This is a genomic window from Streptomyces sp. T39 (genome assembly GCF_008042045.1).
Taxonomy (GTDB): domain Bacteria; phylum Actinomycetota; class Actinomycetes; order Streptomycetales; family Streptomycetaceae; genus Streptomyces.
Map to the genome: position 1 here is coordinate 21026 of NZ_RDBP01000053.1, position 26345 is coordinate 47370.

General features: G+C 71.1%; 27 protein-coding genes and 2 pseudogenes. 18 read left to right on the forward strand and 11 right to left on the reverse strand.

Features of this window, described 5'->3' with window-relative positions; all coding sequences use genetic code 11:
* Positions 1-62: 62 nt before the first annotated feature.
* Both EAO77_RS31980 and EAO77_RS31985 read left to right on the forward strand, forming a co-directional pair.
* On the forward strand, positions 63-596 hold the full coding sequence (locus EAO77_RS31980; RefSeq protein WP_147991828.1) for a DUF2243 domain-containing protein: 534 nt from the start codon (positions 63-65) through the stop codon (positions 594-596).
* Positions 593-1432: a cytochrome c oxidase assembly protein gene (locus EAO77_RS31985; protein WP_147991829.1), complete on the forward strand. Its 840-nt coding sequence runs from the start codon at positions 593-595 to the stop codon at positions 1430-1432. Before EAO77_RS31980 ends, EAO77_RS31985 begins: the two co-directional genes overlap by 4 nt.
* 213 nt (positions 1433-1645) lie before the next feature.
* Here EAO77_RS31985 and EAO77_RS31990 read toward each other — a convergent pair whose 3' ends face one another.
* A complete protein-coding gene (locus tag EAO77_RS31990) occupies positions 1646-2872 on the reverse strand; it encodes a PP2C family protein-serine/threonine phosphatase (RefSeq protein WP_147991830.1) in 1227 nt (408 codons plus the stop codon).
* 624 nt (positions 2873-3496) lie between these two features.
* On the opposite strand from EAO77_RS31990, the gene EAO77_RS31995 reads away from it, so the two are divergent.
* Positions 3497-3967, forward strand: coding sequence for a cupin domain-containing protein (locus tag EAO77_RS31995; protein ID WP_147991831.1), 471 nt, complete (start codon positions 3497-3499; stop codon positions 3965-3967).
* A complete protein-coding gene (locus tag EAO77_RS32000; RefSeq protein ID WP_147991832.1) occupies positions 3964-4683 on the forward strand; it encodes an SGNH/GDSL hydrolase family protein in 720 nt (239 codons plus the stop codon). The genes EAO77_RS31995 and EAO77_RS32000 overlap by 4 nt, the downstream gene beginning before the upstream one ends.
* 237 nt (positions 4684-4920) lie before the next feature.
* On the opposite strand, the gene EAO77_RS32005 is transcribed toward EAO77_RS32000, so the two are convergent.
* Positions 4921-5814 carry an alpha/beta fold hydrolase gene (locus EAO77_RS32005; RefSeq protein ID WP_222723723.1) on the reverse strand — a complete coding sequence of 298 codons (894 nt, stop codon included), beginning with the start codon at positions 5812-5814 and terminating at the stop codon, positions 4921-4923.
* Between the two features lie 84 nt (positions 5815-5898).
* Between EAO77_RS32005 and EAO77_RS32010 the strand changes: the two genes are divergently transcribed.
* Positions 5899-6486: a CGNR zinc finger domain-containing protein gene (locus EAO77_RS32010; RefSeq protein WP_147991834.1), complete on the forward strand. Its 588-nt coding sequence runs from the start codon at positions 5899-5901 to the stop codon at positions 6484-6486.
* 669 nt (positions 6487-7155) lie between these two features.
* Here EAO77_RS32010 and EAO77_RS32020 read toward each other — a convergent pair.
* Positions 7156-7731 (reverse strand): hypothetical protein, encoded by a 576-nt coding sequence (locus EAO77_RS32020; RefSeq protein WP_147991835.1) that lies wholly within the window; start codon positions 7729-7731, stop codon positions 7156-7158.
* A gap of 29 nt (positions 7732-7760) precedes the next feature.
* Here EAO77_RS32020 and EAO77_RS40620 point away from each other — a divergent pair.
* Positions 7761-7957, forward strand: a pseudogene (locus tag EAO77_RS40620) (serine/threonine-protein phosphatase); the annotation flags it as partial.
* Between the two features lie 235 nt (positions 7958-8192).
* Here the strand turns inward: EAO77_RS40620 and EAO77_RS32030 are convergent.
* The gene (locus tag EAO77_RS32030) at positions 8193-8612 is read right to left on the reverse strand and encodes a MerR family transcriptional regulator (protein WP_147991836.1); all 420 of its coding nucleotides are present in this window, start codon (positions 8610-8612) and stop codon (positions 8193-8195) included.
* A 92-nt stretch (positions 8613-8704) separates the two neighbouring features.
* Between EAO77_RS32030 and EAO77_RS32035 the strand changes: the two genes are divergently transcribed.
* The 3 genes from EAO77_RS32035 (at position 8705) to EAO77_RS39015 (ending at position 9950) form a co-directional block, all read left to right on the forward strand.
* Entirely contained in the window at positions 8705-9169 is a 465-nt protein-coding gene (locus tag EAO77_RS32035) for a hypothetical protein (protein WP_147991837.1), read from the forward strand.
* A gap of 51 nt (positions 9170-9220) precedes the next feature.
* Complete coding sequence (locus EAO77_RS40625; protein WP_261994232.1) at positions 9221-9346, forward strand: hypothetical protein; 126 nt, start codon at positions 9221-9223, stop codon at positions 9344-9346.
* Between the two features lie 106 nt (positions 9347-9452).
* Complete coding sequence (locus tag EAO77_RS39015) at positions 9453-9950, forward strand: hypothetical protein (protein ID WP_187283509.1); 498 nt, start codon at positions 9453-9455, stop codon at positions 9948-9950.
* Positions 9951-10495: 545 nt separating this feature from the next.
* Here the strand turns inward: EAO77_RS39015 and EAO77_RS32045 are convergent.
* Positions 10496-11011 (reverse strand): hypothetical protein, encoded by a 516-nt coding sequence (locus tag EAO77_RS32045; RefSeq protein ID WP_147991839.1) that lies wholly within the window; start codon positions 11009-11011, stop codon positions 10496-10498.
* 338 nt (positions 11012-11349) lie between these two features.
* Between EAO77_RS32045 and EAO77_RS32050 the strand changes: the two genes are divergently transcribed.
* Both EAO77_RS32050 and EAO77_RS32055 read left to right on the forward strand, forming a co-directional pair.
* Positions 11350-11868, forward strand: a complete 519-nt coding sequence (locus EAO77_RS32050; RefSeq protein ID WP_147991840.1) for a DUF427 domain-containing protein — start codon at positions 11350-11352, stop codon at positions 11866-11868.
* 283 nt (positions 11869-12151) lie between these two features.
* Entirely contained in the window at positions 12152-12514 is a 363-nt protein-coding gene (locus EAO77_RS32055; protein ID WP_261994238.1) for an STAS domain-containing protein, read from the forward strand.
* Between the two features lie 273 nt (positions 12515-12787).
* On the opposite strand, the gene EAO77_RS32060 is transcribed toward EAO77_RS32055, so the two are convergent.
* Both EAO77_RS32060 and EAO77_RS32065 read right to left on the reverse strand, forming a co-directional pair.
* Positions 12788-13744: a sensor histidine kinase gene (locus EAO77_RS32060; RefSeq protein ID WP_147991841.1), complete on the reverse strand. Its 957-nt coding sequence runs from the start codon at positions 13742-13744 to the stop codon at positions 12788-12790.
* Positions 13741-14523: an MEDS domain-containing protein gene (locus EAO77_RS32065; RefSeq protein WP_147991842.1), complete on the reverse strand. Its 783-nt coding sequence runs from the start codon at positions 14521-14523 to the stop codon at positions 13741-13743. The genes EAO77_RS32060 and EAO77_RS32065 overlap by 4 nt, the downstream gene beginning before the upstream one ends.
* Before the next feature lie 313 nt (positions 14524-14836).
* Here EAO77_RS32065 and EAO77_RS32070 point away from each other — a divergent pair, with 313 nt between their 5' ends.
* Positions 14837-15073, forward strand: coding sequence for a hypothetical protein (locus tag EAO77_RS32070; protein WP_147991843.1), 237 nt, complete (start codon positions 14837-14839; stop codon positions 15071-15073).
* 99 nt (positions 15074-15172) lie between these two features.
* Here EAO77_RS32070 and EAO77_RS32075 read toward each other — a convergent pair whose 3' ends face one another.
* Together EAO77_RS32075 and EAO77_RS32080 are read right to left on the reverse strand one after the other, a co-directional pair.
* Entirely contained in the window at positions 15173-16717 is a 1545-nt protein-coding gene (locus EAO77_RS32075; RefSeq protein ID WP_147991844.1) for a PQQ-binding-like beta-propeller repeat protein, read from the reverse strand.
* Between the two features lie 2 nt (positions 16718-16719).
* Positions 16720-17268 (reverse strand): hypothetical protein, encoded by a 549-nt coding sequence (locus EAO77_RS32080; protein WP_147991845.1) that lies wholly within the window; start codon positions 17266-17268, stop codon positions 16720-16722.
* Between the two features lie 225 nt (positions 17269-17493).
* Between EAO77_RS32080 and EAO77_RS32085 the strand changes: the two genes are divergently transcribed.
* From EAO77_RS32085 to EAO77_RS32105, 5 genes and pseudogenes are all read left to right on the forward strand, one after another.
* The gene (locus EAO77_RS32085; protein WP_147991846.1) at positions 17494-20544 is read left to right on the forward strand and encodes an AfsR/SARP family transcriptional regulator; all 3051 of its coding nucleotides are present in this window, start codon (positions 17494-17496) and stop codon (positions 20542-20544) included.
* A gap of 95 nt (positions 20545-20639) precedes the next feature.
* Positions 20640-20845, forward strand: a pseudogene (locus EAO77_RS32090) (nuclear transport factor 2 family protein); the annotation flags it as partial.
* 538 nt (positions 20846-21383) lie between these two features.
* Positions 21384-21722: a hypothetical protein gene (locus EAO77_RS32095; protein WP_147991847.1), complete on the forward strand. Its 339-nt coding sequence runs from the start codon at positions 21384-21386 to the stop codon at positions 21720-21722.
* Positions 21719-22576, forward strand: coding sequence for a DciA family protein (locus EAO77_RS32100; RefSeq protein ID WP_261994233.1), 858 nt, complete (start codon positions 21719-21721; stop codon positions 22574-22576). The genes EAO77_RS32095 and EAO77_RS32100 overlap by 4 nt, the downstream gene beginning before the upstream one ends.
* A 312-nt stretch (positions 22577-22888) precedes the next feature.
* The gene (locus tag EAO77_RS32105) at positions 22889-23635 is read left to right on the forward strand and encodes a DUF5131 family protein (protein ID WP_147991848.1); all 747 of its coding nucleotides are present in this window, start codon (positions 22889-22891) and stop codon (positions 23633-23635) included.
* Positions 23636-23682: 47 nt separating this feature from the next.
* On the opposite strand, the gene tcmP is transcribed toward EAO77_RS32105, so the two are convergent.
* Positions 23683-24864: a three-Cys-motif partner protein TcmP gene (gene tcmP, locus EAO77_RS32110; RefSeq protein WP_187283510.1), complete on the reverse strand. Its 1182-nt coding sequence runs from the start codon at positions 24862-24864 to the stop codon at positions 23683-23685.
* 169 nt (positions 24865-25033) lie between these two features.
* Here tcmP and EAO77_RS32115 point away from each other — a divergent pair, with 169 nt between their 5' ends.
* On the forward strand, positions 25034-25468 hold the full coding sequence (locus EAO77_RS32115) for a helix-turn-helix domain-containing protein (protein ID WP_147991850.1): 435 nt from the start codon (positions 25034-25036) through the stop codon (positions 25466-25468).
* Positions 25469-25480: 12 nt separating this feature from the next.
* On the opposite strand, the gene EAO77_RS32120 is transcribed toward EAO77_RS32115, so the two are convergent.
* On the reverse strand, positions 25481-25978 hold the full coding sequence (locus tag EAO77_RS32120) for a hypothetical protein (protein WP_222723724.1): 498 nt from the start codon (positions 25976-25978) through the stop codon (positions 25481-25483).
* Positions 25979-26345 lie beyond the last annotated feature (367 nt).

Genomic DNA, 26345 nt, shown 5'->3' on the forward strand with positions numbered 1-26345 from the left:
TCGCCGGGCCAGCGGAGGGCAGCGGGATGTCGAGCAGTGCGAGCGCGGAGCGTCGGAGCGCGATGTCGGGTCAGGAGCCCCGGAGTCTGCAACTGCCCGGGATCATCCTCGGCGTGGGGCTGGGTGGCTTCGTGGACGGGATTCTGCTTCATCAGTTGCTGCAGTGGCATCACATGCTCACCAGCACCAATGACGACCGGATCGGGGTGGAGTACTACCCCGCGAACACCGTGTCCGGGCTGGAGATGAACACGGTGTGGGACGGGATCTTCCACACGGTCTGCTGGGTGGCGGTACTCGCCGGTCTGGCGACCTTGTACGCGCGAGTGACGCACCACCGGCGCCGGCTGTGGACGTCTGGGGCGTTGTGGGGCTGGATCCTGGTCGGCTGGGGCCTGTTCAACCTCGTCGAGGGCGTCCTCGACCACCACATCCTGGGAATCCACCACGTCTACGCCGGGGACCAGCAGATCTGGTGGGACCTGGGGTTCCTTCTGCTGGGCGCCGTCCTGGTCGCGGTGGGCTGGCTGATGCAGCGCCGGGCGGTGCCCCATGCCCCGGAGGATGGCGGGCCGTCAAAGGTGCGGCACGCATGACGGGCCACTCCCCCCATCACGACCAGGAGACGGCCGGCCTGCCGCTGGATGTTCTGCTGCCGGCCGTGCTCGTCGTGCTGTTGGCCGGCGGCTACCTGGTGCTGGCGGGCCGCGCGCGGAGGCGTCATCCGCAGGCCGGGTGGAGCCGGTGGCGCACCGGATGGTTCCTGGCCGGGTGCGTGCTGCTGGCGGTGGGGCTGCTGCCTCCGATCGCGCCGTGGGCGCACAGCGACTTCCGGGGCCACATGTTCCAGCACGTGCTGATCGGCATGTACGCGCCGCTGGGGCTGGTGCTGGGAGCGCCCGTCACACTGCTGCTGCGGAGCCTTCCCGCCGCACAGGGGCGGCGCCTTGTCGGCCTGGTGCGGAGCAGGCCAGTGCACGTGCTGGCCAACCCGGTGACCGCGCTCGTGCTCAGTGTCGGCACGCTGGGGCTGCTGTACTTCACGCCGCTGTACAACGCGATGTCGGCCGGCACGGGGATGCACTGGCTGCTGCACGCCCACTTCCTGCTCGCCGGATGCCTGTTCGCCTACGTCATGGCCGGACCCGACCCCGCCCCCGCCCGGCCCGGGGTTCCGGTGCGGCTGGTGGTGCTGGGGGTGGCGATCGCCGCGCACGCGGTGATCTCGCAGCTCATGTACGGCGGCTTCGGCATCGACATCCACGCCCCCGTCGACCAGGTTCGGGGCGGCGCCGAGATCATGTACTACGGCGGCGACATCGCCGAACTGCTCCTGGCCGTCGCACTGGTGGCGACGTGGCGCCCGCAGGCCGCAGCCCGCCGGGCACCGCGTCCGCAGCGCCGGCCAAAGGCGCGTCCCATGCTGCCGTGAGCCACTCGCCGCTGGACGGGGGTTCCACACGTCGTCGCCGATTCCCTCTCGGGCCGGCTCAGCAACCCCAGCCGCCAGACGTTCAGGAACGGGCCCGGCTACCGCCTCGGCAAGCGACCCGGGGGCGCCCAAGGCTGACCGATGTGCGCATCAGCAGGCCGCGCCGGCCGTGACCGGCCGGCTTGCCGGACGCGGGGACGGCGGACGGTCCCGTCAGGGCCGGGGATGCCATTCGACGAGCACGATGGTCGCGTCGTCGTGGAGCCGTTGGTCCTGGTGCACGACGATTTCCTCGACCAGGCGGCGCAGGGCTTCGGGGGCGGCGAAACCGTCCACCATCGCGCGCACCACGATGTCCGCCAGCCGCTGTTCCCCGAACAGCTCCCCCGAGGCCGAGCGCGCTTCGGTGACACCGTCGGTTGTCAGCAGGACCCGGTCGCCCGGCTCCAGATGGGCCGTATGGACGGGGGGAGGTGCCACGTCATAGCCGGTCAGCCCGAGCGGCAGGTGGGGGACGCCGTCCAGCGCTCCGGTCACGATGTGCCGGTCACGGATCAGCAGCGGCGGCGGATGACCGCAGTTGACCCAGTCCAAGCGGCCGGTGACCGTGTCCAGGTCGGCGATGACGCACGTCAGCAACCGGTCGGGGATCCACTGCTCCAGCGTGCGGTCGATCTCCCCCGCGATGTCGCCGAGCCCGCCGCCGGCGCGACGGGTGGAACGGCAGGCGGCCAGCGCCACGGCGCTGCAACCCCCGGAGGCGAGATCGTGGCCCATGGCGTCCAGCAGCGTCAGATGCAGCATCCCGCCGGACAGACTGTGATCGTAGGCGTCGCCGCCCGCCTCGTAGGCCGGCTCCAGGACTGCACTGGAGGTCACGGAATCCGTGCCGATGGTACGAGGCGGCAGGAACGCCCACAGGAGTTCGGCCTGCAGGCTCATCGGCCGGGTGCGCATGGTCCGGGCCAGGTCGTCGCTGTAGGGCTGCTTGGTCGTCAGCACCATGGCCACCAGGTCGGCAAGGGCCCGGCACCGTTCGAGGAGCGGTGCGTCGAGTTCCGGGGCCTGGACACGCAGCACCCCCAGGCGGCCGATGCCGTCCACGACGGGGATCCAACCGGTGAGCGGTGCGCCGGCGATGCTCGGCTTCGCCACGCGGACCGTCTCCGTGCGATAGGCGTGTCCGGCGAGCGAGTTGTCGACCGGCAGCTGCACCGGGGCCTCGCCCCCGTCCCCGTCGGCGACACGCCGCACCGCCTCAGGAGAGGGCAGCGCGACCAGGTGCCGTTGCTGGAGGTCGGCCACGTACACCCGCGCCGAGGAGAGCCCCAGGCGCTCCCCGGCCTCCCCCACCAGTTCCGGGATGCCACGCGGGGGAAGACGGTGGGACGCGGCCAGCATGGCGGCCAGCACGCCGTCCGTACCGTCCACCACTGGCATCAGCCCGCCCTCACCACAGACAACCTCACCACAGACAGCCGGACGCCCCGGCGCGCCCTCATCATGCGCCGAAACGCCCGGCCCCTCCGGGTGCCGCGCCGAAGCTCTGACCGGCCAGGGAGACGGCATTCCCCCACCGGTCACGGCCGCCGCACGAGCACACCTGCCGGTGGCAGCCACCGCACGCCCCCGGCCGGCCGCCAGGCGTCGACGTCCGGCGCGCCCGGTTCGCGGCACTGCCGGGCGTCATCGAGCCGCAGGCGGCCTGCGACGGCCATGCCCTGCAGGGACGCGCTCCTGCCGTCGCTGACGAGGTCGGGAAGCGTGCCGGGAGGAAGGGCCCGTGCATCGGCGCGGGCCCGGGCCGGGCGCGGTGACACCGACAGGCCGCTCCCTTCGCGGATCGGTGGCGGGGGCCGGCCGGAGGCGGAGTCATCGTCGAGTTCTTTCACCAGGCGCGCGCTTGCCGGGGCGGGTCCGTCGCTTTCGCGTTCGTCATCGGGCCCGGCGTCGCGGCGAAGTCCTCGTCACGGCCGGGTAGCCGCCGACCGGCCGCCCTTCGTGCCGGATTCCGTTCCCTTTCGTTCAAGACCACCCGGTCGCCGGCCTGTGACGATCGTCCGCATGAGACTCGTCGACCACGAACACAACGCCATCGACCTGCGGACGACCCCCGTGCACCTGGGGCTGGGCTCGCGAGCGAAACCCGTTGAGGGCTTCGCCTGGGACCCGGAGGTGCTCCAGGCCTACAGCGCCGCTGTCGCGGCGGACGGCGCCGAGGGCCGGATGGTCACGATCTTCGACGGCGACGGCCCCGGCGACCACTGGGAGCGCCACCCCGCCGGCGACGAACTGGTCGTCTGCCTCAGCGGGTCGGTGACGGTCACCCGCGACGTGGACGGGGTGCCCGAGCACGTGGTGCTCGGGCCGGGCGAGGCCACCGTCAATCCGGCCGGGGCTTGGCACGCGGTCGACATGGCGGGGCCGGCGTCCATCCTGACCGTCACCGCCGGCCTCGGCACCGACCACCGCCCCCGGACCGACACCTGCCCGACCGAACGCGTCGGCACGCTCAGCCCCGAGGAAGCACCGTGACGAGACGCATCGCGTGCCTCGGCGACAGCCTCACCCGCGCGCAGTTCAGCGTCGACTACCTGGATCTTCTCGGACGACGCCACTGTGCCGGTGACGTGCGGCTCGCCCGTTTCGGCACCAACGGCGACTTCGCCTACAACCTCTTGCAGCGCCTCGATGCCGTCGTCACGAATCCACCCGATGTGATCACCGTGCTGATCGGGACCAACGACGCGCGAGCGAGCCTTGCGGGCCACCCCGTCGAGCAGGCCATGAAGCGCAAACGGCTGCCCGCTCGCCCGTCGGCCGGCTGGTTCCAGCAGAGCCTGGGAGCCGTCGTCGCCCGGCTGCGGGCGGAGACCGACGCGACGATCGGTCTGCTGTCGCTACCGGTACTCGGCCAACAACTCGACGGAGCAGCGGCACAGGCATCGCAGGCCTACAGCCGGATGATCGCCGAGGTCGCCGCCGCCGAGGAGGTGGCCTACCTGCCCCTCCACGAACGCCAGATCGAGGAACTGCGCCGAGCGGACCCGCCGCCCGTTGCGTACCGGGAGGCGACACCCGCGGCGGTCATCGGCGTCCTCCTCCAGCATGCGGTGCTGCGCCGCAGCCTCGACACGATCTCGCGGCGGCGAGGTCTCGTGCTCACGACCGACCACATCCACCAGAACAGCCGCGGCGCCGCCCTTGTCGCCGAGGTCATCGACGCCGGTCTGCTGACCCGGAGCACGTAGCTGGTTCCGTGCCCGGCCGGGCGGACGCCGTGTCGGCGGCCCGGCTTCGGCTTGCGGCCCCTGCGTCGTACGACGGGGCATCGAGCGGCGGCCGGCGCCGCTGGACCGCACCACGGCTCTCACGAAGGATCACATCGCCGGCCTGCGCACATCCGAGCAGATCAGGGCCTGAAGATCATCCCGTTGCTCCTCTGGCGTGCCTCGGCCGCGCCCCTTCGACGCGTGCGAACGGGCCGGTCAGGCCCAGGTGCGGGTGAGGAAGTCGGCGATCAGCGGGGCGATGTCGGGCAAGTGGTCCTCCAGGGCGAAATGGCCGGTGTCGAACAGGTGAAGTTCGGCGTCCGGCAGATCGGAGAGGTAGGCGAGCGCGCCGGGTTCGGGGAAGAACGGGTCACGGCTACCCCAGGTGATCAGAGTCGGCGGCCTGTGCTTGCGCAGCCACGCCTGCCAGTCGGAGTAGGCGGCGATGTTGCTCTTGTAGTCGTAGGCGAGCGCACGCTGGGCGTGCTTGCGGCCGGGCTGGTCGAGAAAGTACTGGTCGAGCAGCCAGCCTTCGGGGGCGATCAGTTCGGGGTCGGCGGTGCCGCCCTCGTACTGGGAGCGGGTGGCGTCCAGGGTGAACAGGTCGAGGACGGCCTGGTCGGCGCCGGGGGTGTCGGGGGTGAGGGCGGTGAACTCGCGGGCCGCCTCCGACAGCCCTGCGGCGTAGGCGTTGCCGTTCTGCACGATCAGGCCCGCGACACGATCCGGGCGGCGGAGTGCCAGGCGGAAGCCGACGGGGGCGCCGAAGTCGAAGAGGTACATCGCGAAACGGGTCAGGCCCAGGCGTTCGGTGAAGCCCTCGACGACATCCGCGAGCCGCTCGAAGGAGTAGGTGAACCCTTCCGGGGCGCGGGTGGGTCCGAAGCCCGGGTAGTCGGGGGCGATCAGGCGGTAGTGGCGGCCGAGGGTGTCGATGAGGCGACGGAACTGGTGCGAGCCGGAGGGAAAGCCGTGAAGGAGCAGCAGCACCGGGGCGTCGGGACGCTCGGGCAGGGACTCCCGGTAGAAGACCTCCACCTGATCGACCTCGACGAACCGGTGGACGGTCCGGGCCGGAACAGCGATGCGGGGCGGTGTCGCGGACCTCATGTCACATGCCTCCTTGGCGTGAAGATGCATTAGTCCTAGCCTCACTCGGACTAACGCGTCAAGTGCGCGATGTAGCATTAGGACATGGCTGACAGCGCACCGCTGACCGGTGAGGTCCTGGCCCTGGACCTGGTCAACACCCGCCCCATGGGCGCCCACGGGCGCGTGGATCTGCTCGCCACCCCGCGGCAGCTGTCCGACTGGCTGACCCTTCAGGGGGACCGGCTCCCGCGAGAGGTCCGGGACACCGCACCGACCCGGGCCGACCTCGCCCCCGTCCACGCCGTCAGAGCACACGCCGAAGCCGCCGTCCGGGCCTTGCTGGACCGAACCGAACCCCCCGGGTCCGCCCTGCGCGGACTCACCGAGGCCCAGCGTGCGGCGCCATCCGTCCGCGAACTCGGCTGGGACGGCACCGCCATCACTGCCATCTCCCGCCGCACGGGCCCCCTCGGCACCCGCCTCGCCGCACTGCTGGCCGAGGCCGCTGCCGAGATGCTCAGCGCCCCCGCGATCGACAGGCTCAGAGAGTGCGAGGCCGACGGCTGCGTCATGGTGTTCCTGCCGTCACACCCCCGCCGTCGCTGGTGCTCCCCCACCCGCTGCGGCAACCGGGCCCGCGTCGCCCGCTACTACCGGCGCAACAACCCGGCCGACGCGTCCGGTACATGACGGAGACGGCGCCCACTCCCGCGGCTGCCCGCCCGGGGCCGAGATCTCATGAGGCGGACTCGGACGCTCAGGCAGACCGATGGTGTGCGGACGCGTCCCGGTCCATGGCGGGAGCTCCGGCACGGCCCCGTCCATCGAGCGCCGCGCGCCGCCGCTCGCGCCTCAGCTGTCCGGACAGCTCCACGGCCGCCCTTGCGGACCACGTCCGCGCCCTGACACCGCACCATGGCCACCGGCGTCCCGGAGCAGCGCGGCTCGACCCGGTGAGTGCGGCCTGCGGGACGGCTCCGACGCCGTGATCGGAGGACGGCTAGCCTTCCGCTGCGCACCTCTACTTCGATCCGGTGGCTCCACTCGCCGATGCACGCGGACAGTTCCTGGGCCAGTGGGCGGATCGGAAGTGGCTCAACGTGCCCGGCCCTTTCTACGGAGCCGACACGGACGACTGCGGCACTCGCCGCATCCATACCCCCGGAACTCGTGCTCTACGAGGCCGACCGATTCGAGTCGTCAAGTGAGCGCACAAGGCCGGCTGGTCGAGTCGGCGGCCGGGACCACCCCCACAGGCGCGGAGGGCAACTCGGCGCGGACTCCGACACCAGCCTCGGCCAGGGACCACCCCCGCGGGCGCGGGGAGCACACGTAAAGGACGTACGGACTCCGGCTTCCTCAGAGTTTGCCTGCCATGAGAACCGTGCGATGCCCCCCGAGCGCGCGCGAGAGACCTTCCAGGAACCCGGGGCTGAAGTCGGGCCAGTCCCAGAACTCGAAACCGAGATACCCGAAGGCGAAGCAGTCATCCGACCAGGTCCACGCAGTCAGGTCACCGGGACGCCGACAATGCGGGCAGGCGACTGCCGCGCTGCCCGTGTCGCTCCAGGCGTCGATGGCCTCACCGAAGGGCTCCCACGCACCCTCGATCTCCTCCAGCCGGTCAGTGGAGAAATCCGCCCGCCCGGCACAATGGGGGCACACCGCGAATCTGGGTTCGCCCTGACCGCAGTCGAATACGGTGCGGCTGGTCTCGATCCTGAGTCCGCCGCTGGGCTCCCAGTCCTCCTGGCCGACCGCCTCGGCCCAGGAGGGACCGGGCGGATACCCGGACGGCGCCCCGAGAACACAGTCGGTGAGCTCGGCCCGCACTATCCCCTCACTGACCAGCCATTCGAGTCCGCGGCCTGCAAGGGTGCGGGCGTCGGCATGCGCGGCGTCGAGGTCGACGATGGTCTGAAAATAGTTCCCCATGAGGCAACAGTAGAAGCTGCCACCGACAGCTGGAGCAGGTGTGGGGGGCCGCGCACGCGCTTGCCTGCGTCATCGTCGCCGATCGACGCTTCACCGACCCCTACCCCTGGGGCAATCGCACCACCACGGTCAGCCTGGCCGCGGAGATCGAGCGTCAACTCCTGCCCACCGCGGCCTCCTGTGAAGCCCTCGGTTCACCCTGGCCGGCGCCCTGGTCCCGGCGTCCACCACCCCGACCACGGCACCTGCCTGGTCCAGGACTTCGACGTCCGCCCGGGTGACCGACTCCTCCTCTGGCCGAGGACTGCGCTGGTAGACGCTCCCGCAGCGCCTGTCGGCGGGAGGCGAGCGTCTCGTGCCAGTCGTACACCTCGGTCACCTCGGTCCGCTCGGCTCGGTGACGACCAGGTCAGCCGGCGGATCGCGGGCCAACCCTGAAAAGGCCCGCGGAACTGAGCGGTTCAGCCTGCCGGTTGAGTGCTGCGGTCACCCCTGGGGCGGCCAGCTGCGGACACTGCCGCATCCGGGGCGACTGCCCGCAGCGGGCATCCGGTGCCGACGCGCTCGACAAGTTCGGCGCGCAGGGTGGCGAGTTCAGCCATGCGTGCGTCGATGAGCCGGATCTTTTCCTCGAGCAGTGCGGACAGGGCTGCCGCACTGTCCGAGACCCCACGCAATGCCTCGCCGGTCCGCGCGATCTCTGTCAGGGAGAAGCCCAGTGTCTGCGCGGTGCGGACATAGTGCAGCCAGGCCACCGTCTCGGGCGGGAAGTCGCGGTAGCCGTTGGCCAGGCGTCGGCCCGTGATCAGACCGAGCCCCTCGTAGAACCGAATCGCGTCCCTGGTCAGCCGCGTCTGCGCGGCTAGCTCTCCGATGCGCACAACCAGCCCCCCGGGACGACGACTTGACCTTGGACCCTACTCCACTGTTTAGCGTGAGGTGTCCCTGCACCCCCACCATCCGGAGCCTCATCATGACCCCTCCCCTCGCCCGCCCCGCCTATCTCCAGCTCGTACGCGCGAGCGCTTGGTACGACCTGGCTGTCACCGGGGGGTTCGCGACCCCGTGGACGTTCATGCTGGTGCACGACGCTCTGTCCTCGTCGGGCGAGGCGTTCGGATGGGGCGCCCTGCCCGAACTCGATACATGGCAGATCCTCTACGCGAATCTGATGGGTTCGGTCGTCGTCGTCTGGGCCGCGCTGCGCGTCATCCGGCCGCTGCCCCTGCACGGAGCGTTCGACGGTGCAGCGCGCATCCTGTTCTCCACCTGGATGGTGTACGCCCTGGCCCATGGTGCCTCGCGGGTTGTATGGCTGTTCCTCAGCGTCGAGGTCGCGTGGGGGATCCTCCAGCTGGCGCCCTGGCTGCGTTACCTGCAGAGCAACGCTCGCTCTGATGACCGAAGCGGCCCGGTGGAGCGCTCGGGGGCCATCTGAAGCACCCCGGTCCCCTCCGGCAGCGGGCCTGACGCCGCAGGCTGCGGTGCCGTGGCGGAGCGGCCCCTTGCGATCGCCGTGGGCGAGGTCCCGGACGCTCTCGGCTGGTGGACGGTCGACCGGCCCGAAGGTCCCGGTCCGGAGTCGGCCATCGGCACGATCGTCCTGGAGCCCTGAGGCCGGCCCCACGAGCCCTGCGCAGCCCTAAGTCCCCTCGGAAGAAAGCTCCTTGGAGGCGCACTCCGGGCTTTCCACGATGACGGGCAGACCCCATGATGGCGGCATGGCTGCGAGTGATGACCTGCTCTGGGACGCAGACGACAAGAGCATGCATATGGTTCCGCGGCTCTGGCGCATCGGGGTCACTGCCGGCGCCCTCGGCTTTCTCGGCCTCCTGCTGTGGACGGACTCGGACGCCACATGGGTCCTCTGCGCAGGCGCCCTCTACCTACTGGGGGAGAGCGCGTACTGGGCGTGGGACCGACGGCGTCTGGTCGAGGCGCGCATCGTCCCGGGCGAAACCGGCGGCCCCGCCAGACTCCGCCTCCGTCGCGTCGGCGGACAGATCACCGAACACGACCCCCGGCACGTAGCGCGCGTCCTCCTCATCCACGACAACGTCCACGACCTGGCGACACTCCGCCTGAAGGTGCACGGTCGGCCGCTCCTCTTCGGGCGCCTGGGCCGTCCCCCGGCGCTCACCACGTGGCGCCACACCTGTCCGAAAGCCCAGGTCGGCGACAGAGCCGCCCATTGGGGCATGCCGGGAATCCCCGACTAGGACGTGTCCGGCCGATGATGCTGCCTGTGGGGGATCGGCGCCAGGCAGGCCGTGATGGGCACGTACAGAGGAGCCGGGCTGCGGGCCTGTAAGGCGCCAGGCCGGTGACCTCCCGTTCTTGTTGAACCATCCGAGCGACTGGACGACGGACGCGCCGATCACGAGGATGCCGGGAGGAACGACCGTGAACCAGGTGGCATCGGCTTCCCTCGCCGCCAGCGGTGCGATGGCGCCGAAGGCCGGAGCCAGCAGCACGAGCGGTCGGCCACACCTCATGCAGAGCAGCCGAGTCGACGCGTCGACCCCTGTTCTCCGCTCGCGCCGCGAGATGAGGGGTCGGGTAGGGGGCGCGTGCCCGGGTGCGAGCCCGCTGCGTTGTCTAGGCTGGTGGTGTCGCCCCGGCAGCCATCCCCCGTCTGCTGGGGCGACACGACGTTCCCGTCGGCCACGACACGTCCCGACGGCGCCCCCTCACTCGGGTCCGCCCCATCACGCGTGACGGTGAGGTGGGCGCGCCCGCCTCCCGTGGCAGGCCGCCCCACGCTTCACGAAGGACTGGTGGTCGCGGACGGATCGGGTGCGGCCGGGACGGCAGCGTCGTCGACGACTGCGGCCGGCACCTCGGTGGGCGGCTTGCCCCTCTCGATCCGGTCGACCACAGGAGCAATCGCGTCGTACATCCGCCGCGAGAGCTGCTCGGTGGAAGCGTCGGCGAAGAAGCCCCCGCTGACGTCCTCCTCCAACGTCTTCAGATAATCGACCAGTTGCGCGCCGGTGAGGGTGATCTCGACCAGCGCGCGCTCACCTTGATCACCGCCGAGCCGGCGAGGCTTGGCGTCCTCGTGCGAGTCCGCCTGAAGGTCCCTCCCTGGCTTGGTGCGGTCCCACATGTCCTGCGTGCAGGTGATCTTGAAGGAGGCGACACCGGCGGCTTTGTCCAACCGCTCCTCGTGTCCGGCCGGCGGGTCTCCGGCGCAGCCAGTGACGAGCGCAAGGGCGGCAGCAGCGACAAGGACAGCAGACACGCAACGGCGCCCGCGAACGCGGTTCAAGGTGATCACCCGCTGATCATCCGTACCCGGGCACGGCCTGTTCCGCGATCAGCCGACAGGTCACCGGATCGTGTGACTCGACGGACACATACGCACAGGCCGGTCCTCCGCCGGGCAGGACGGGGGCTGGGCCACGTCTTCGGGGCGCTGCTCAGTGCGCGGTTGCCGGGAGGCCGTGGCTGCGCCCGGCCTCCCGGCGCTCCAGGGCGGCGATGCGTTCCAGGGCGGGCTGGAGGGGGGAGATCGAGCCGGGTCGCAGAAGCTGCCGCATCCCCGCATCCGCAGGCCGGGGTGCAGCGGAACGACGAACAGAGGACATCGGACGGGCCACAGGGACGAGGACTTTCATGGTCAGTGACGGTGCACAGGGCGGCCCCCGGCGGGCTCCTCGGCCGGGCGCCCGGCCGAAGGAGTCCGTCTGGACATACCCGCGGCCTCCGGCAGTGGCGGGTGACGACCGCCGGGTGACGGTCACGGTGGGTGCGCAGACGGTGGCGGAGACACACGAAAGCCTGCGGGTTCTCGAGACGAGTCACCCGCCGGTCTTCTACCTGCCCCGACGCGACGTGCGCACGGATTTCCTGCACCCTCGCCCGGGCCGTACCCACTGCGAGTGGAAGGGCACGGCGTCCTACTGGGACGTCGTCGTCGGTGACGTCGTGGTCCCGCGGGCCGCCTGGAGCTACGAACGGCCCCTCGACCCCTTCGCAGCGCTCCGGAGCCACGTGGCCTTCTACCCTTCCGCCGTGCACTGCACGGTCGACGGCGAGGTGGTCGTCGCGCAGGAGGGCGACTTCTACGGCGGGTGGATCACATCCGAGATCGAAGGCCCTTTCAAGGGCGGTGCCGGTACGTGGGGCTGGTGACCGGCCCGCGGTCGCCGGGTCCCGCCTCGCTGAGACGCCTGACGGAGCCCGGTGGAGCGGCGAGTTCGTCGCGCGCAGCGTCGACAGGCCGGGACGGTCAGTTGCTCTCCCCGGGGTCGTGCCGCAGCTCGTTCTCGCGGCTGGAGGCGACCAGCCCTTCCCAGCACGGCCGCGCCAGGAGTGGACGACGGAGTTGCGGGGAAGGCGTGCAACCGCAGCGGGGAACGGCATGGCCGAACAGCAAGGACGAATCGGGAGTACGTATTCCATGCTCACCGTGCGGATGCAGAACGAGGACACAGCGGTCGCTCAGCTCCCGAAGCGGCTCGACTACGACAACGCCTCGATCGTCGGTTGGCACTGCCAGGACCTGGTCGGGCAGGGCTGTGCCACCTTGGTGCTGGACGCTTCCCACGTGGAGTATCTCGACTCCTCGGGGGTCAGCATGATCGTCGCGCTGTGGCGCGTCCTCGACGGCCGTGCCGGCATTCTGCGCGTCGCCGCACTCAGCGACCACTACCAGCAGGTGTGGCGCATCCTCGGGCTCGACTCCGTGCTCCCCCTCTCCCCCACGGTGCAGGCCGCGCTCTCCGCACCCGTAGCGGGCGATCATGCTGGAACGACCGGTTCGTCCGGCGTTGTCTGACCACTGGTGCGTGGGCGCCGGCCGGCAGCCGCGGGATCCGCCCCGAACGGGCTGTGCCGGCGGTGAAGACAGGCGCCGCCCCGGACCGGTCGTCGCCCCGGTACCGTCCGCAGCGCACTGTGGCCGAAGGGGACGTGGGCTGACGCTCTCCGCAGCGGTGCGCATCCGGTACGGGGTCACGCGGAAGGCTCCGGCCGTACGTCGTCGTTGCCGGAAGCCTCGTCCCAGGTACCCCTCGATGGTCGTTCGGCCGGGCAGCGGGCGGTCGTGGGCTCACTCCGGCAGTTCGGTGTGGAGACGCACCGTGGTTCCCTCGTCCGGCGTGGAGCGGATCTCGACCAGATCGGTGAGCTGGTGGACCAGCCACAGTCCGCGCCCGCCGATCTGCGTGGGGTCGGGCCGTGTCCGCCCGATCAGGGGGTTCTGGATGTAGCCGGCGTCGCGGAATTCGCACACGAGGCGGTGGTCCTCGCTCCACGTGCGCAGCACCCCTTGCCCGCCGCCGTGCCGGATGCTGTTGGTGGCCACCTCCGTGGCGGCCAGATGCAGCTGGCGCAGGCGCATACCGGTCACACCGTGCTCCTCGGCGCACGCAGCGATCTTTTCCCGCAGGGCCGGAAGGTCACCGGTGCTGTAAGTGAATTCGTCGTAGGGATCACAGGGGTGGGTGAGCGGGACGAAGGCATACGGTGCCTCGGGGTCGTAGTCCTCGCACGGCATCGTCCGGCCGCCCCTGCGGACCTCGGGGTGGCATCGGGCCATGGCCTGCAGGCCGGCACTGTCGTGAGCGGTGTCGTAGGGACACAGCAGCCACCAGGCCGGCCCGTGGGCGAAGGCCCTGTTGAGCAGCCATTCGTGGTAGCGCAGTTGCTCGGCCTCGGCAGGGCTGCGCACCTGGTCCCAGGGCGCTTCGCCGATCCCGCGGACGGGCCGCCCCTCCGCGACGTGCTTCTTGATCCACTCCTGCCAGGCATCGATGAGCCGTCCCGGACGACGGGCCACCCGGCTCGTGTCGACGTAGCGCACCGCCTCGTCCTCGTGGATCTCTGCGCGCAGCAGGGACGCCTTGTCCTGCGGAACGGCCACGACGACGGCCTCGCCCCCCTCGAGCGCGTCCCGGATGAAGCTCAATGTGCCGTGGACGAACTCGTCCCCGCCGGCGTACGGGTACAACTCGTGCCGATATCCGGTGCCCGACGTGGCGGAGGCGGGCTCGAGGGAGGCGGTCACGGTGCCATCACCACCGGAATGTCGGGGACCGCGAAGCCGGACAGTTCCCAGGCGAGGCGCACGGTCTCGTTGGTTCCTTCCAGGATCACCTTGCGGTCCGGAAGGTGCCTGGCGGCATCCGCCAGGGCGCTCATCCCGGCGGCGTCGAAGAACTCCAGAGCATGGCAGAGCAGGCGCACCGTCACGGTCTGCCCGAGGAGTGTGCACAGGATGGTGCGGAAGAGCGCCGCACCGTCGCTGTCGACGGTCCCGTCCACCTTCCATCCGTTCTGTCCCGCTCTGTACACCTGAAACGCGGGGGACGCCGGACGGCTGCCCAGATGATGCGGATGTACGCAACCGATCTGCTGCAGGGTGGTCTGGTCCCCAGCGGCACCGCTGTAGGCACAGACCACCAGGGCTCCGGTGTCGGCGGCGAACTCCTCGAGTTCGAGCTCGCTGCGCAACAGTTCCCCGGTCCGCTCCTCGCGGCAGCCGGGCCGGACGTGGCGCAACACCCGGAGCGAGCGGAAGCCCTCACGGCCGGCGCTGGCGGCCTCGCGACGCACCGCGGCGAGAAGGGACCCGTCCAGGCGGGCAGGATCCAGAACGAGCTGAGCGAACTCGCTCACTGTCCGGAGGGCGGACCCGACGATCACGACCTTGTCACCGTGCAGCGCTCCGTCCGCGAGGAAGGCCCGGCTGCGGTCGATGACGTCATCGGTGCTGTCCATCACCTGGCAGACGTGGTCGCCGATGTCCACCTCGTCCAGGGTTGTCAGCGTGCGCGGCGCTCTCACTGCTCCTCCCTCGCTTCCACGGATCACTCTACTGACATCCGCGCGGCCCTACTCCGCCCTGCGCTTCGAGAGCATCGGGTGGGCATGCCGCCGCTCGGTTCCGGGCAGGGGTGCCGGTGGACCTTGCGCGTCCTGGAAGCTCGACGACTCGATGCGGGCGCCGCAGCGCAGACCGGTGCGAGAACCGCCTGGGCGGCCCCCTCCAGCGCGGTCTGCAATCGATGGCGGCCCCGCTGATGCCTCGAAGGCGCCGAGATGTGGTTTCCGAGCGTGTTGTCGTGCCCACCATGGCCCGACGTGGAACCGTCTCGGTATGACCGAAGGATTCCCACCTCACCTCTCCGCGGCGCGGATCACCGTACTCGGCATCCAGCCCGGCAACCCGCCCTTTCGTATCGTGGAGGTCGACGGCGAGTTCGTCGGCAGGGCGATGTCGATGGCCGACGTGCTGCAGGTGGCCGCGGAGGCAGGGATCCCCATCCACGACATCGACGACCTGGACGAGGTGCGATGGGTGGGGGGAGGCAAATACGCCTGGACTCCGCACTGAGCCGGGGTCCCGGGGTGGTCGGCGCGGAAGGGAACCGAGCCTCAGCCGCAGGCACTGCCCTGCCCCTGCGGTCCTTGCCCTGAACCCGGCGAGAGCCGTTCAGCGCTCCGGGCCGAACGAGAGCATGCGAGCCTGGGACCTGGTGTCGTCCCCGTGGACGACGGACGGCGTGATGACGATCCTGCCGTTCGTCCAGGTCACGCGGCCGGCGGACATTCCCGCCTCCGCGGCACGGGCCGATGCGGGGTGTCGCAGCACATGCCGCTTCGTGTCCGTGCCGCCCTTGCCGAGCCGGATGATCCCGCCCGGGCGGCTCGACGAGGCCGCCTCGTAGACGAGCGCGCCTGACTCACCGCCCTCCGCGCGCAGGGGATGGAGCGTGCTGTCCTCGGACTTCACGCCCCAGACCAGGCTGCCCGTGCCCAGGTCGTACGCACCGACCCGGTCGGCACCCCCCAGGAAGACGGTGTCGTCGCCGACGACGGCACCGGCGCAGTTCTGGAGGTTCTCGTCCGAACTCCCTTCCCCGGCGCAGTACAAGAAGCCCTTGGCCCGCGCGTCGACGGTGGTCCGATGGGTGCCACCCGGGCCCAGGGCGACCACCCGCCAGTTGTCGGTGCGTTCCTCGGCATGGAACGTGGTGATGACGAGCGGGTCGGCGGAGAGCACCTTGCCGACCTGCCAGCCCTGCGCCGTCCGGTGTCGCCAGAGCACCTTGCCGGTGCGCGGGTCGATCTCACGGAGTTGGCTGTAGCTCCTGCCGCGGTCGACGTCGATCGCACAGTCGGACTTCACCAGGAGCCGGGAACCACCCGCCACATCGTCGGGATGGCATCCGCCGGGATTCTCCATGGAGATGTCGTAGAGCTTGGTGCCGTCGCCGACCCGGTAGGCGGCGCCTCTCATGCCCTGGACGACGGCGAGGACGTCGCCGCTGATGGCGGTGTTCACGACGATCGTGTCGTCCAGGGGACCGGTCTCGGCCAGTTCCCTGTGCCAGCCAGCCTCTCCGGTCCGGAGATCGATCATCTGCAGCTGATTGCACCGGTTGCCGTGGACGGCCTGGCTGCTCTTGTACGCCAGGACGACCCTGCCGTCGGGGGTCGGGTCGACCGGTGTCTCGCAGACGGGGGCGGGCAGGGGAACGCTCCATACCTCGGCGCCGTCCGAGAGCCGGTGGGCCGAGACCTTCCTGTGCACGGCCTGGACGACCGTGTCGCCGACGACCCACAGGTCGTGGAACTCGATACTGCGCCGGGGCAGGTCGGTGGGGTCGTTGACGATCCACGCCGTTGCGTCCCCCGGCGCGCGGTGTGCGTTGATCTCCCGCGACGTCGGCATCCGCCGGGTTCCGGGTGTGCTCGCCGCGGGGGTGGGGCCGCCGGTGGGCTCCGCGGAGGAGCGGGGATCCTGCTCGGCCACCGGCCGGTGAGGGCCTGCCGCCCAACCGCCGTTGACGGCGTACAGCCCGCCGCCCGCCGCCAGGAGGAGGAGCACGGCGGCCAGGGCGAGGCCCGGGCCCCGGCCGAAGCGCCTGCGGCGGCCGGGCGGTCCCGGTGTGCCGCCCTGCGGGGCGTACGGGTTGTCCGCGACCGGCTGCTGCGGTGTGCCGGGCCTGTACCACGGCTGGTGCTGGTGCGGCATGGTCAGGTCGCCACCCGTTCACCGGACGGTTCGGCGATCACGATCCGGATGTGCGACGGGGCGTACGTGCGCGCCTTGCGGACCATCTTCGCCAGATCGAACTTCGCGCCCGGAACGGCGACATGGATGGGCGCCGGCATGGCTGGGTGACGGGTCGGCCCGGGCACGCCTGCGGGCAGGGACACGCCGGGGCGCAGCCTTGCCCCGATCAGCGCGCTGTCGCTGTCCGGCGGTGTGGCGACCACGAACTCGGTGACGTCGGGCCACGGCAGCAGCACCGCGCCGAAGCGGGCGCCGGCCGCGTCGAACTGGAACGCCGTACGCCGCTTCTCGAACCAGGAGATGATGAAGGGCGCGGCTGCGACGAGGATCACGCCGCCCTTCATGTCCAGCGCCCAGCCGAGCAGTACGGCGAGTGCGACGACGCCGGCCACCGATCCCCACAGGGCCGCTTGGTCCTGAGCGGAGAACGGATGGGCGACCCGGTAGCGCTCCCACCGGCCGCCGCGGCGGGTGGGCCCGGCGCCGGAGGCAGGGTTGACGTGTGACATGGCGAAGCAACCTCTCTCGATGACGCGTCTGCGGCAGCCGTGAACCCCGCGGGAGGAGTCCCGCCCCGCGGGTGGGGCAGACCACCTGCCCTCCGGTTCGGCGGCGGCCGAGGCAACCGGGCAGACTCTGCCGTGAGGCGCTGCAAGGCCGATGAAATCCTGCTGAAACGGGGATGTGATCGGCTGCGCAGGCGCGGAGCGCACGGAGGACACGGGGGCTGAGCGATGAGCGGGCAGGCGAAGGAGCGGGGCCGGGATCCGGTCGCTGCGCAGGGGGAACTGCGGATCGATCTTCTCGGCCCGGTGCGGGCACGCCGTGGTGACGCCCCGCTCGCCCTCGGCCCGGTACGGCGGCAGGCGGTACTCTCCGTCCTCGTTCTGCGTGCGCCGTCGTTCGTGACGTATGGACAACTCCTCGCCGACGTATGGGGATCCGAGCCCCCGGCCACGGGCCACCGGGTTCTGTCGAGCTACGTCTACTCGCTGCGCAAGGCACTCGACGTGGCCGCGGCCGGTCCCGGCCGCTCGGTCATCGGCAGCGACCGCGGCAGCTACCGGTTCGTGCCCGGCAGAGCACGGACCGACCTCGCGAACCTCGCCGAGGAGGCCTCCCGCGCCCGGCGCGCGAAGGACTCCGGCGACCTCGGCGCCGCGCTGGAGCACGGCAGCCGGGCACTGGAACTGTTCCGCGGCGAACCGCTGCCCGGCCTGCCGGGGCCGTTCGCCGACGGCGAGCGGCAGCGCCTCGCCCGGCAGCGGCGCATGCTGCACCAGGACCGGGCGGAGTGCCTGGTGTCGGCCGGCCGCTGGGCGGAAGCCCTGGACGAACTCCTGGCTCCAGCCCTGGACCAGCCGTACGACGAAGTGCTCGCCGCGCTGCGGATGCGGGCGCTGTACGGGCACGGCCGGCAGGCCGAGGCGCTTGCCGTCCACCGGGAGACACGCCGTCGTCTCCTCGACGAGCTCGGTGTGGAGCCCGGCGAGGAGCTGCGGGCCGTGCACCAGGCCGTCCTGCGCCGGGACGACCACCTGCTGCTCGGCCCGGCGGCGCGGCGCGGGGGGACCGCTCTCCCCACCCCCGGGGTCACCCGGGCCGAGGAGTCCCGGCACCGGCCCTCCCCCGGGCCCCCACGCACCGGCGGACCCTCGTCCCGTCGAAACGAACTCCCCGGCGACGCCGCCTGCCTGACAGGACGCGAGAGGGAACTCGCCCTGCTCACCGCCCCCGTACCCCCCGGCGCGGTGACCGTGGTCGCGGTCGACGGGGCGGCGGGGGTCGGCAAGTCGGCCCTGGTGGTGCGCGCCGCCTGGGCGCTCAGCGACGCCTACCCCGACGGCTGCCTGTTCGTGGACCTCCATGCACACGGCGCCACGCGCGAGAAGGGCAGCCCGTGGCGAGCGCTGCGCCGACTGCTTCGTGCGGTCCGCGGCGGAGCCGAGCTCCCCGACGCGGCGGACGACGAACCGGTGCACCTGGTCGCGGCCTGGCGCGCGCCAACGAGCGGACTGCGGCTGCTGCTCGTCGTCGACGACGCCCGCAGTGCGGAGCAGGTGCGCCCGCTGCTGCCGGCCGGGCCGGGAAGCCGGGTCCTGGTCACCGGCCGGCAGCGTCTGGCCGGTCTCGACGCCGATCTGCGGATGACCGTGGAACCCCTCGACACGGGTGACGCGGTCGGTCTGCTGCGCGAACTTCTCGGGGCGTCCCGCACGGACCGCGAGCCCGAGGCGGCTCTCGAACTCGCCCTGCGGTGCGGCGGTCTCCCCCTGGCGCTGCGCATCGCGAGCGCCCGACTCCAGAACCGCCCGTCCTGGACCCTGAGCCATCTGGCCGACCGGATGTCGGACGACACGCGCAGCCTCGGCGAGCTGCGGGCCGGTGACCGCAGCGTGGAGGCCGCCTTCCGGATGTCCTACGACCAGCTGACGCCTGAACTGCGGCGCGCCTTCCGGGCGCTGGGCCTGGTTCCGACAGCCGTCTTCGACGGTCTCGTCCTCGCCTCGATGCTGGGCGGGACACCTGAGCACGCCGAAGGGCTCCTCGAGGATCTGGTCGACGCGAGCCTGTTGCAGCAGCCGCATCCCGGCCGTTACCGGCTGCACGACCTCGTACGGGCGCATGCGCGGCACCTCGCGGCCGAGGCGCCGGAGCAGGCCGCCGCGGACCGTGCCGCCGTACTGGGCCTCTACACAGTCGCCGGCCGCATGGCCGGCGACTGGGGCCCCGGGGCCTTCCCCACCGGTCCCGTCCTCGCCGACGTCCCCTTCCGGGACCGGCGGGAAGCCTCGGCGTGGCTCACCGCGGCGGGCGGGGAACTGGTCGACGTGGTCGCCTACGCGACCGCCGCCGATTGCTTCGACGAGGCGTGCTGGGTCGCAGAGGCCCTGGTCGACCCTCTCGTGTGCCAGGGCCGGTACCACGAGTGCCGCAGCATGCTGGATCTGGCGCTCGCGGGCGCCGACCGGGCCACCGACCGGCGGATGCCCGCCGCGCTGCGCAACTGCCTGGGAATGATCGACGTCTACCAGGGGCGGCTGCAGGGGGCACACAGGTGGTTCACCGAGGCGCTCCTTCGCGGTGGCGGCGAGGACGATCCACGGGAAAGGGCTCGCTCCGCCGCCGGCCTGGGGATCGCGGAGTGGATGCTGGGCCGCGTCGACGCCGCGGTGGCCCACCTGGACGAGGCGGTCGAGCTCGTGTCCGGGATCGACGACGCCTGGCTGACCACGATGGCGATCTGCAGTCTCGGCGCGATCCGCTCCCAGCAGGGGCGGCACGAGCAGGCGTTCGCACTGAACGCGACCGCTCTCGCCGTCGCCGAGAAGAGCGGCCGGCTCAGGGTGCTCAGCAACTCCCTGTGCTTCCTGGCCGACACGCATCTGGCCATCGGCCAGTACGCGGAGGCCAGGGACGTGCTGCTGCGGGCCGCCGATCTGGCCCGCGAGGCAGGAGACCTGCCCCTGCACGCGGCAAGCCTGTCACGGCTCGCGACCGTGGAACACGCCCGGGGCAGCGTGCACTCCGCCGTCGACACCCACCACCAGGCCCTGGCCACGCTCACCGAGCATTCGAGCACGGGGCTGGAGATGGACGTCCGCATCCGCCTCGGCAGCACCTACGCTGCGGCGGGCCGCCGCGCCGAAGCGCGAGAGGAGTTCCGCACCGTCCTCGCCCTGCCCGGAGCCAGCGACCACCCACGGCAGTTCGGCCTCGCACGGGACGGACTGGCAAGCATGGGTTGCCGGCCGACGGGAGAACCCGAGCCAGGCGATCGGTGATCCCCGCCGGCCTCCGGACGGCCTGCTGTGCACGACGGCCGTTCTCCGTATGACCGATCTGTGGCCGGCTGACCCTGAGCGCCCGGCCACCGGACCTGGACATCCGGCGCCACCCCGCGGGGACCGGCACGATGGTGCGCTGCTCGGGGGTGGACATGCCGGACGAGTGGACCCGGTACCAGTGGGTCCTCACAACGCCGGATGGAGGCCCCGCCTGGCGGGAACGGACGTCGTCCATCTGCGGCGGAGCCTCATCGACCAGGTCATCGTCTTCGCGGGGGAGATCGAGCCGTCAGCCTCCTCAGTCATTCCCCTCCGGCGCCGTCGTTCTCCCGAACCGCCCCGTTCGGGGCTCCGGGTCTGCCCGGCCGAGATCGTCTCCACCACGCTTCGGTCGTCCGCGCTCGGCCACGAGCGGACCGATGATGCGCTGTGGCCGTGCACGTTCGCGGTGGGTCAGGCTGCGAGGGAGGGCCTCGTCCCCGCCCGCGTCGCCACCCCGCCCCATCCCGACGCGAACGGTTCCGAGGCCATCGGAAGCGTCCTCGCCGCCACGGCCCTCTCCACCGCTCGCACCGGCTGAACCCACGTGCTGGGGGCGGCCGGTACGGCTCGCGGGCTGCACGCGCGGGCCCGAGGATTCACCGCCGTCGGTCCTGCGACGACTGCCGGGAAGGGGAAGTCCGGTCGCTCCCCTCCCCCGCAGCTCGCCGGTGGGTCACACTCACGTCTGGAGTACGGCGGCCGGGGGTGCGGTGACCGGTGCGTCGGGCCGGATCCCACCCTTCTTCCCTGTGCGGCCGCACCCCGCCACCCCAGCACCCCCGCGTGGGACGGAAATGACCGCCGAGAGCGCGGCCGCAGAGTACCGGCACGAGGCCCTGGTGATGCTCGGCCGCAGCGAGGACGCCCAGGCCGAGGCCCGCAAGGCGTACGCCACCGAGCTCGCCAAGCCCTGGTTCCAGGCGCTGCCCGACAGCGACGACGCCCAGCGTGCCGCGACCGAGGCCGCCGCGAAGGCGCAGACCCGCACCGCCGAGCACCTGCTCGCCGTGCGGCTGGAGCAGCTGCATACCCAGGCCCGCCCCACCCCGGTCCGGCCCGCGCCGTGGACCCAGCGCCTGCCCGACCTCGCCGCCCGCCCGCTGGACGGCGAGGCCCTGGAGGTGATCGCGTGAGCGCCGTCCCGGAGATGTCCGGCGTTGACCTCGCCCGCCAGGCCCTGCTCGCTGCCCGGGAGGCGGCGAGGAAGAACGGCGCTCAGACGAAGAAGCCGAAGCGGCGCACCGGCACGACTCTGCGGCGGGACGGCCGCGAGCCGCTCGGGCTCGGCGCGGCGATCACGATGATGATGACCGAGCGCGGCCTGGTCGCCCCGGCCGCCGGCGGCAGCGTCCTCGCCCAGTGGGAGACCATCCTCGCCGCGGCCGCGCCCGAACTCACCGGGCACGTCCAGGCGGTGAAGTTCGATGCGGACACCGGCCGCCTGGAGGTCGTCCCCGACGCCCCTGCGTACGGCACGAAGGTGCGCTGGATCGCGCTGCGGCTCGTCGCGGCTGCCAACGAGAAGGTGCCTGGCACGAACGTACGGTTCCTGCATGTCCTGCCACCCGCGGCCGCCCCGCCGAGAACATCGTCGGCCGAAGCCGCTGGCATCAGCCTCTCCTCGGGGGACCGGACGATGCCTGCCGGGCAGGTGAAGACGCCGCGGACGCCGTCGGCTGGGTACCGCAGGGCGCTCGAAGCCCACCGGGCCGCCGCGCCCGAGCCGTTCTCCGACCCGGCCGCCGAAGGGGTCGCCGAGCGGCAGATCGAGGCGATGCGCGAGCGCAGCCTCCTCGACTTCCCCGAGCCGGCCGAAGACGAGCCTGTCTCCCTCGAGGAGACGGAGCTGCTGCGCCGGCACCAGGCCGCCCTGGCTCAGGCGGCCGCGCTGCGCCGAGCACGCGCGGAACGAGCCGCCCGACAGCACACCACCACAGGCTCGTACGCAGAGGAGCGTGCCGGTTCGTACAAGGAGCCTGCGGCGTGACCTGCGGACGGTCGGAGGTCACGCGCGGGCCACGAGCAAGGCGTCTGCGTACACCTGCACAGGCCGAGGGCCCCTTCACCGGGGAGGCCGCCTCGTGTGGCAGGGGCGCCGTCTGAGGGCGGGTCGACCGGGGCTGATCGCAAGCACTAGGTTCGAAACGGAGGTTCGACAGGTGAAGTTACGAGAAGCGATCGAGCGCGTGCGGATACCGGCGTCCATGCCCGGGTGTCCCGTCTCGGAGGGCATCGTTAGGCAGCACACGGGAGTCGCCCTGGGCGGCGCGGCCGGGTGTGTGAGGGTGGGAGGAAACCGGTGAGCGACCGCAGCGCGATCGAGTGGACCGAGGCGACCTGGAACCCGACGACCGGCTGCGACCGTGTCTCCTCGGGGTGCGACAACTGCTACGCCCTGACCCTGGCGAAACGGTTGAAGGCCATGGGGGCGGCGAAGTACCAGAACGACGGCGATCCGCGTACGTCAGGGCCAGGGTTCGATGTCACCCTGCACCCCGACGCGCTGGACGTGCCGTACGGGTGGAGGAGCCCGCGGACGGTGTTCGTGAACTCGATGTCTGACCTGTTCCACGCCCGGGTGCCGCTCGACTTCGTCCGCCAGGTCTTCCAGGTCATGGCCGACACTCCGCAGCACACCTACCAGGTCCTCACCAAGCGGGCCCGGCGGCTTCGGCAGGTCGCCCCGAAGCTGGACTGGCCGGAGAACCTCTGGATGGGTGTCTCGGTGGAGACGGAGAAGGAACTCGTCCGCGTCGACGACCTGCGCGAGGTCCCCGCCGCCGTGCGGTTCTTGTCCTGTGAACCGCTGCTGGGCCCGCTGCCCGGACTGAACCTGGACGACATCCACTGGGTCATCGCCGGCGGCGAGTCCGGACCTGGGCATCGGCCACTCGATCCCAGCTGGGTCACCCAGATCCGTGACACCTGCCAGGGCGCTGGCGTGGCGTTCTTCTTCAAGCAATGGGGCGGCCGCACCCCGAAGGCCGGCGGCCGGCTCCTCGAGGGGCAGACGTGGGATCAGATGCCGCTGTCGGTCGCGGTCTGACGTGAGCAGGTGGTGTGGCCTGGCCCGGCTGAGGCCCGGCCACGAGGTCAGGCCGCCACACCTCCGGGGTAGACGATGATGTCCCGGACCTTCTTCACGCCGACCCCGTCACTGGGCGTCCGTCCCTGCTCGTGCAGAAGCCGCACGGCCTGGCGCACCACGGGCTCGGTGATCTGGCCGTAGAAGGAGCCGAAGATTTCCAGCGGGTAGTCGACAAGCTTGACCTTCTGCCGGGTTCGGGACAGCAGCTTCGCCAGGTTCTCTGCGATCTCCGGCACCGCTTGGCGCTCGACCTCCTTCGGGTCCGGACGTGCCATGGAGACCATGGAGAACAGGGCACCGTCGTCCTCGCGCTCCTCCAGCGTCGCCCACCAGGTCGCCCGTGCTCGGGCCACGGTGTCGCCGAACACCCACAGGCCGTACGGGCTCCGGGTGGCGAACACCAGCCGGTAGACGGCCCTCTTGCGTGGCGAGTGCGAGACCGGCACCGACTGCACCAGCATCCCGGTGCGTTGCGCGAGCCGGCGGGCGTACTCTTCCGCGACGGCCTCGATCGCGTCCTCGGCCGCGCCTTCCTTCTCGCGCGAGGCCACCGCGTCGGCGAAGTAGTCCCGCCACCATGTTCCGCCGCACACGTCGTCGAACCGCTGCAGCGACTTCTCGTTCCCGTGCGGGGAGCGGACGTGCCCGCCCAGGCGCCACACGGCCATCATGCTGAAGTTCATCAGGAGCTCGGTCGCCGGCCGCTTCTGCGGGCGCTTGCAGGCGAGGACGTCGACCAGGCGGTCTTGGGGCAAGACGAGCCCGCACGGATCCAGGAAGAGGAACAGCGGCTCCCGAATCGCGCGCTCGACGACCTGGTCCAGGACGCCGTTGACCTCACCGTGGTGGGCGTGCGCTCTCACACCGTGGGCGCGGTACTGCTGGACGACGTCGTGCAGCCGGTCGAATGACTTCTGCTGGGGTTCGGAGAAGAAGCACTCCAGCGTCAGCCCCGGCTTGCCCCGCAGGTACAAGGCGACCCTCATCGCGATCTCGCCCGAGGCCGGATCTCCGTTCTCATACCTGCCTTCGCCGGCGTACCCGTCGAGGTAGACCACGCGCTTGTCGTGGGACTGCGTGCCGGTCATCCCGCCGAACTGCGGCAGGTACCGCTTGAGGAGGTCGTGCTTGAACACGCTGGGCAGCGCCTTGTCCGCCCAGTAGCCCCCGCCTGTACCTGACGACATCTCTACCCCCAGATGCTGTATCCGCCCCATTACAGATGGTGAAGCATCGAGGGAAGCCTGAGCAACCGTGCCGCAGAGCCCCTGGGCCAACCCGTGGAGCCTTGCGGCTAGAGGGGGCGTAACTTATGTGATACGTTTGCAACGCTGGCAGAGGAAACAGGAGGCAGCAATGACTACAGAGCATGGCGCCTTCTGGGACGACCTTGCCGAGGATCTGCAGGATCCCGAATTTCTCCGCCACTACGTGGTCGAGTCGATGCGCATTGCCACGATCGACAGCATCGTGAACGCGCTGGATGAGGCGCGCGACGAGGCTGGCCTGTCCAAGGCCGCACTGGCTCGAGCCATCAACCTGGAGCCTGCCGCCGTGCGGCGACTGTTCTCGGCGGGACACGTGAATCCGACGCTCGGTACCTTGGCTGAAGTGGCAGCGGCACTAGGGATGCGGATCACCCTTGAGCCGCTGCCAGCGGCTGAACGGAAGTCGGTCACGGACCCCCTCCTGGCAGGCCAGGCGGAGAATCCCCGCGAGCTGGCAAAGAGCCTCAGCAACCTGCGAAGCCCAAAGTCGAAGTCCCGGTCCCGCTCGCGTACAGCCGCCTGACCAGAGGTCGGGTTACTGCGTCGAGCGGGGGTTACGGCTGCGGTACTCGGCGCCCAGCTGGCGTACGGACTCGTAGTCGCCGTCTGAGAGGACGGTACGAAACGGCTTGTCCAGGCCGGCAACGACGACCAGCAGTGGCTTCTCGCGTCCTTCCGCTTCGTAGTCCAGCAGGCAGAAGAGGCGATAGTGGTGGCGGCTGGGGCCGTCTACGCGAACCTCGAACCAGCCCGCCATATCCTCCTTCATCGCTTCCCAGTACCCGCCGCCTGCGAAGCGTTTTGGCGGGGCGGCGGCAACCGCGGCAAGCACGGCTCTCATTTTCGCCCGCACGCTCGCCGGGCACACGTCGTTCAGGAACACCCGCCCTGGAGCTGTCTGGAGGGGGTCGTCGTCGGGGTGGCGCTTGAAGTAGACGATCTGATGTTCGTCGTCGCTGGACGGCCGCGTTCGCACCTGCGGCTTGGCCGGGCTCTTCCGCGAGCGCCGACGGTCACGTGGATCTGGAGTCACATTCCGATCATTTCGCGGACGCCTATATCGCGGAGCACATTCCACAGGGATGCCGGACGGCAGTGTCCCCGTGGCCGCGCGGCGTTGTGGACGGTATGGGGCTGGTGGACCGGGCAGGGCCCGGCATCGAGGAGCAGGCCGACCAGGTGGCGGAGCCCGTCACAGGCTCGGTGTCATGGTCCACGCCGTCTTCAACGTCGCCTGCCGAGCCGATGGACGAGACCGTCTGCGCGGCCCTCGGCATCCCGGCCGGATCCCCCGGCTTCCGGATCGTCGGCATCACCCGCAGCTCCCAGGGCGAGACAGTGCTAGACCATCACCTCGGCACAACTCCACCACCGCGTCACCCTGAACATCATCGGCTGAT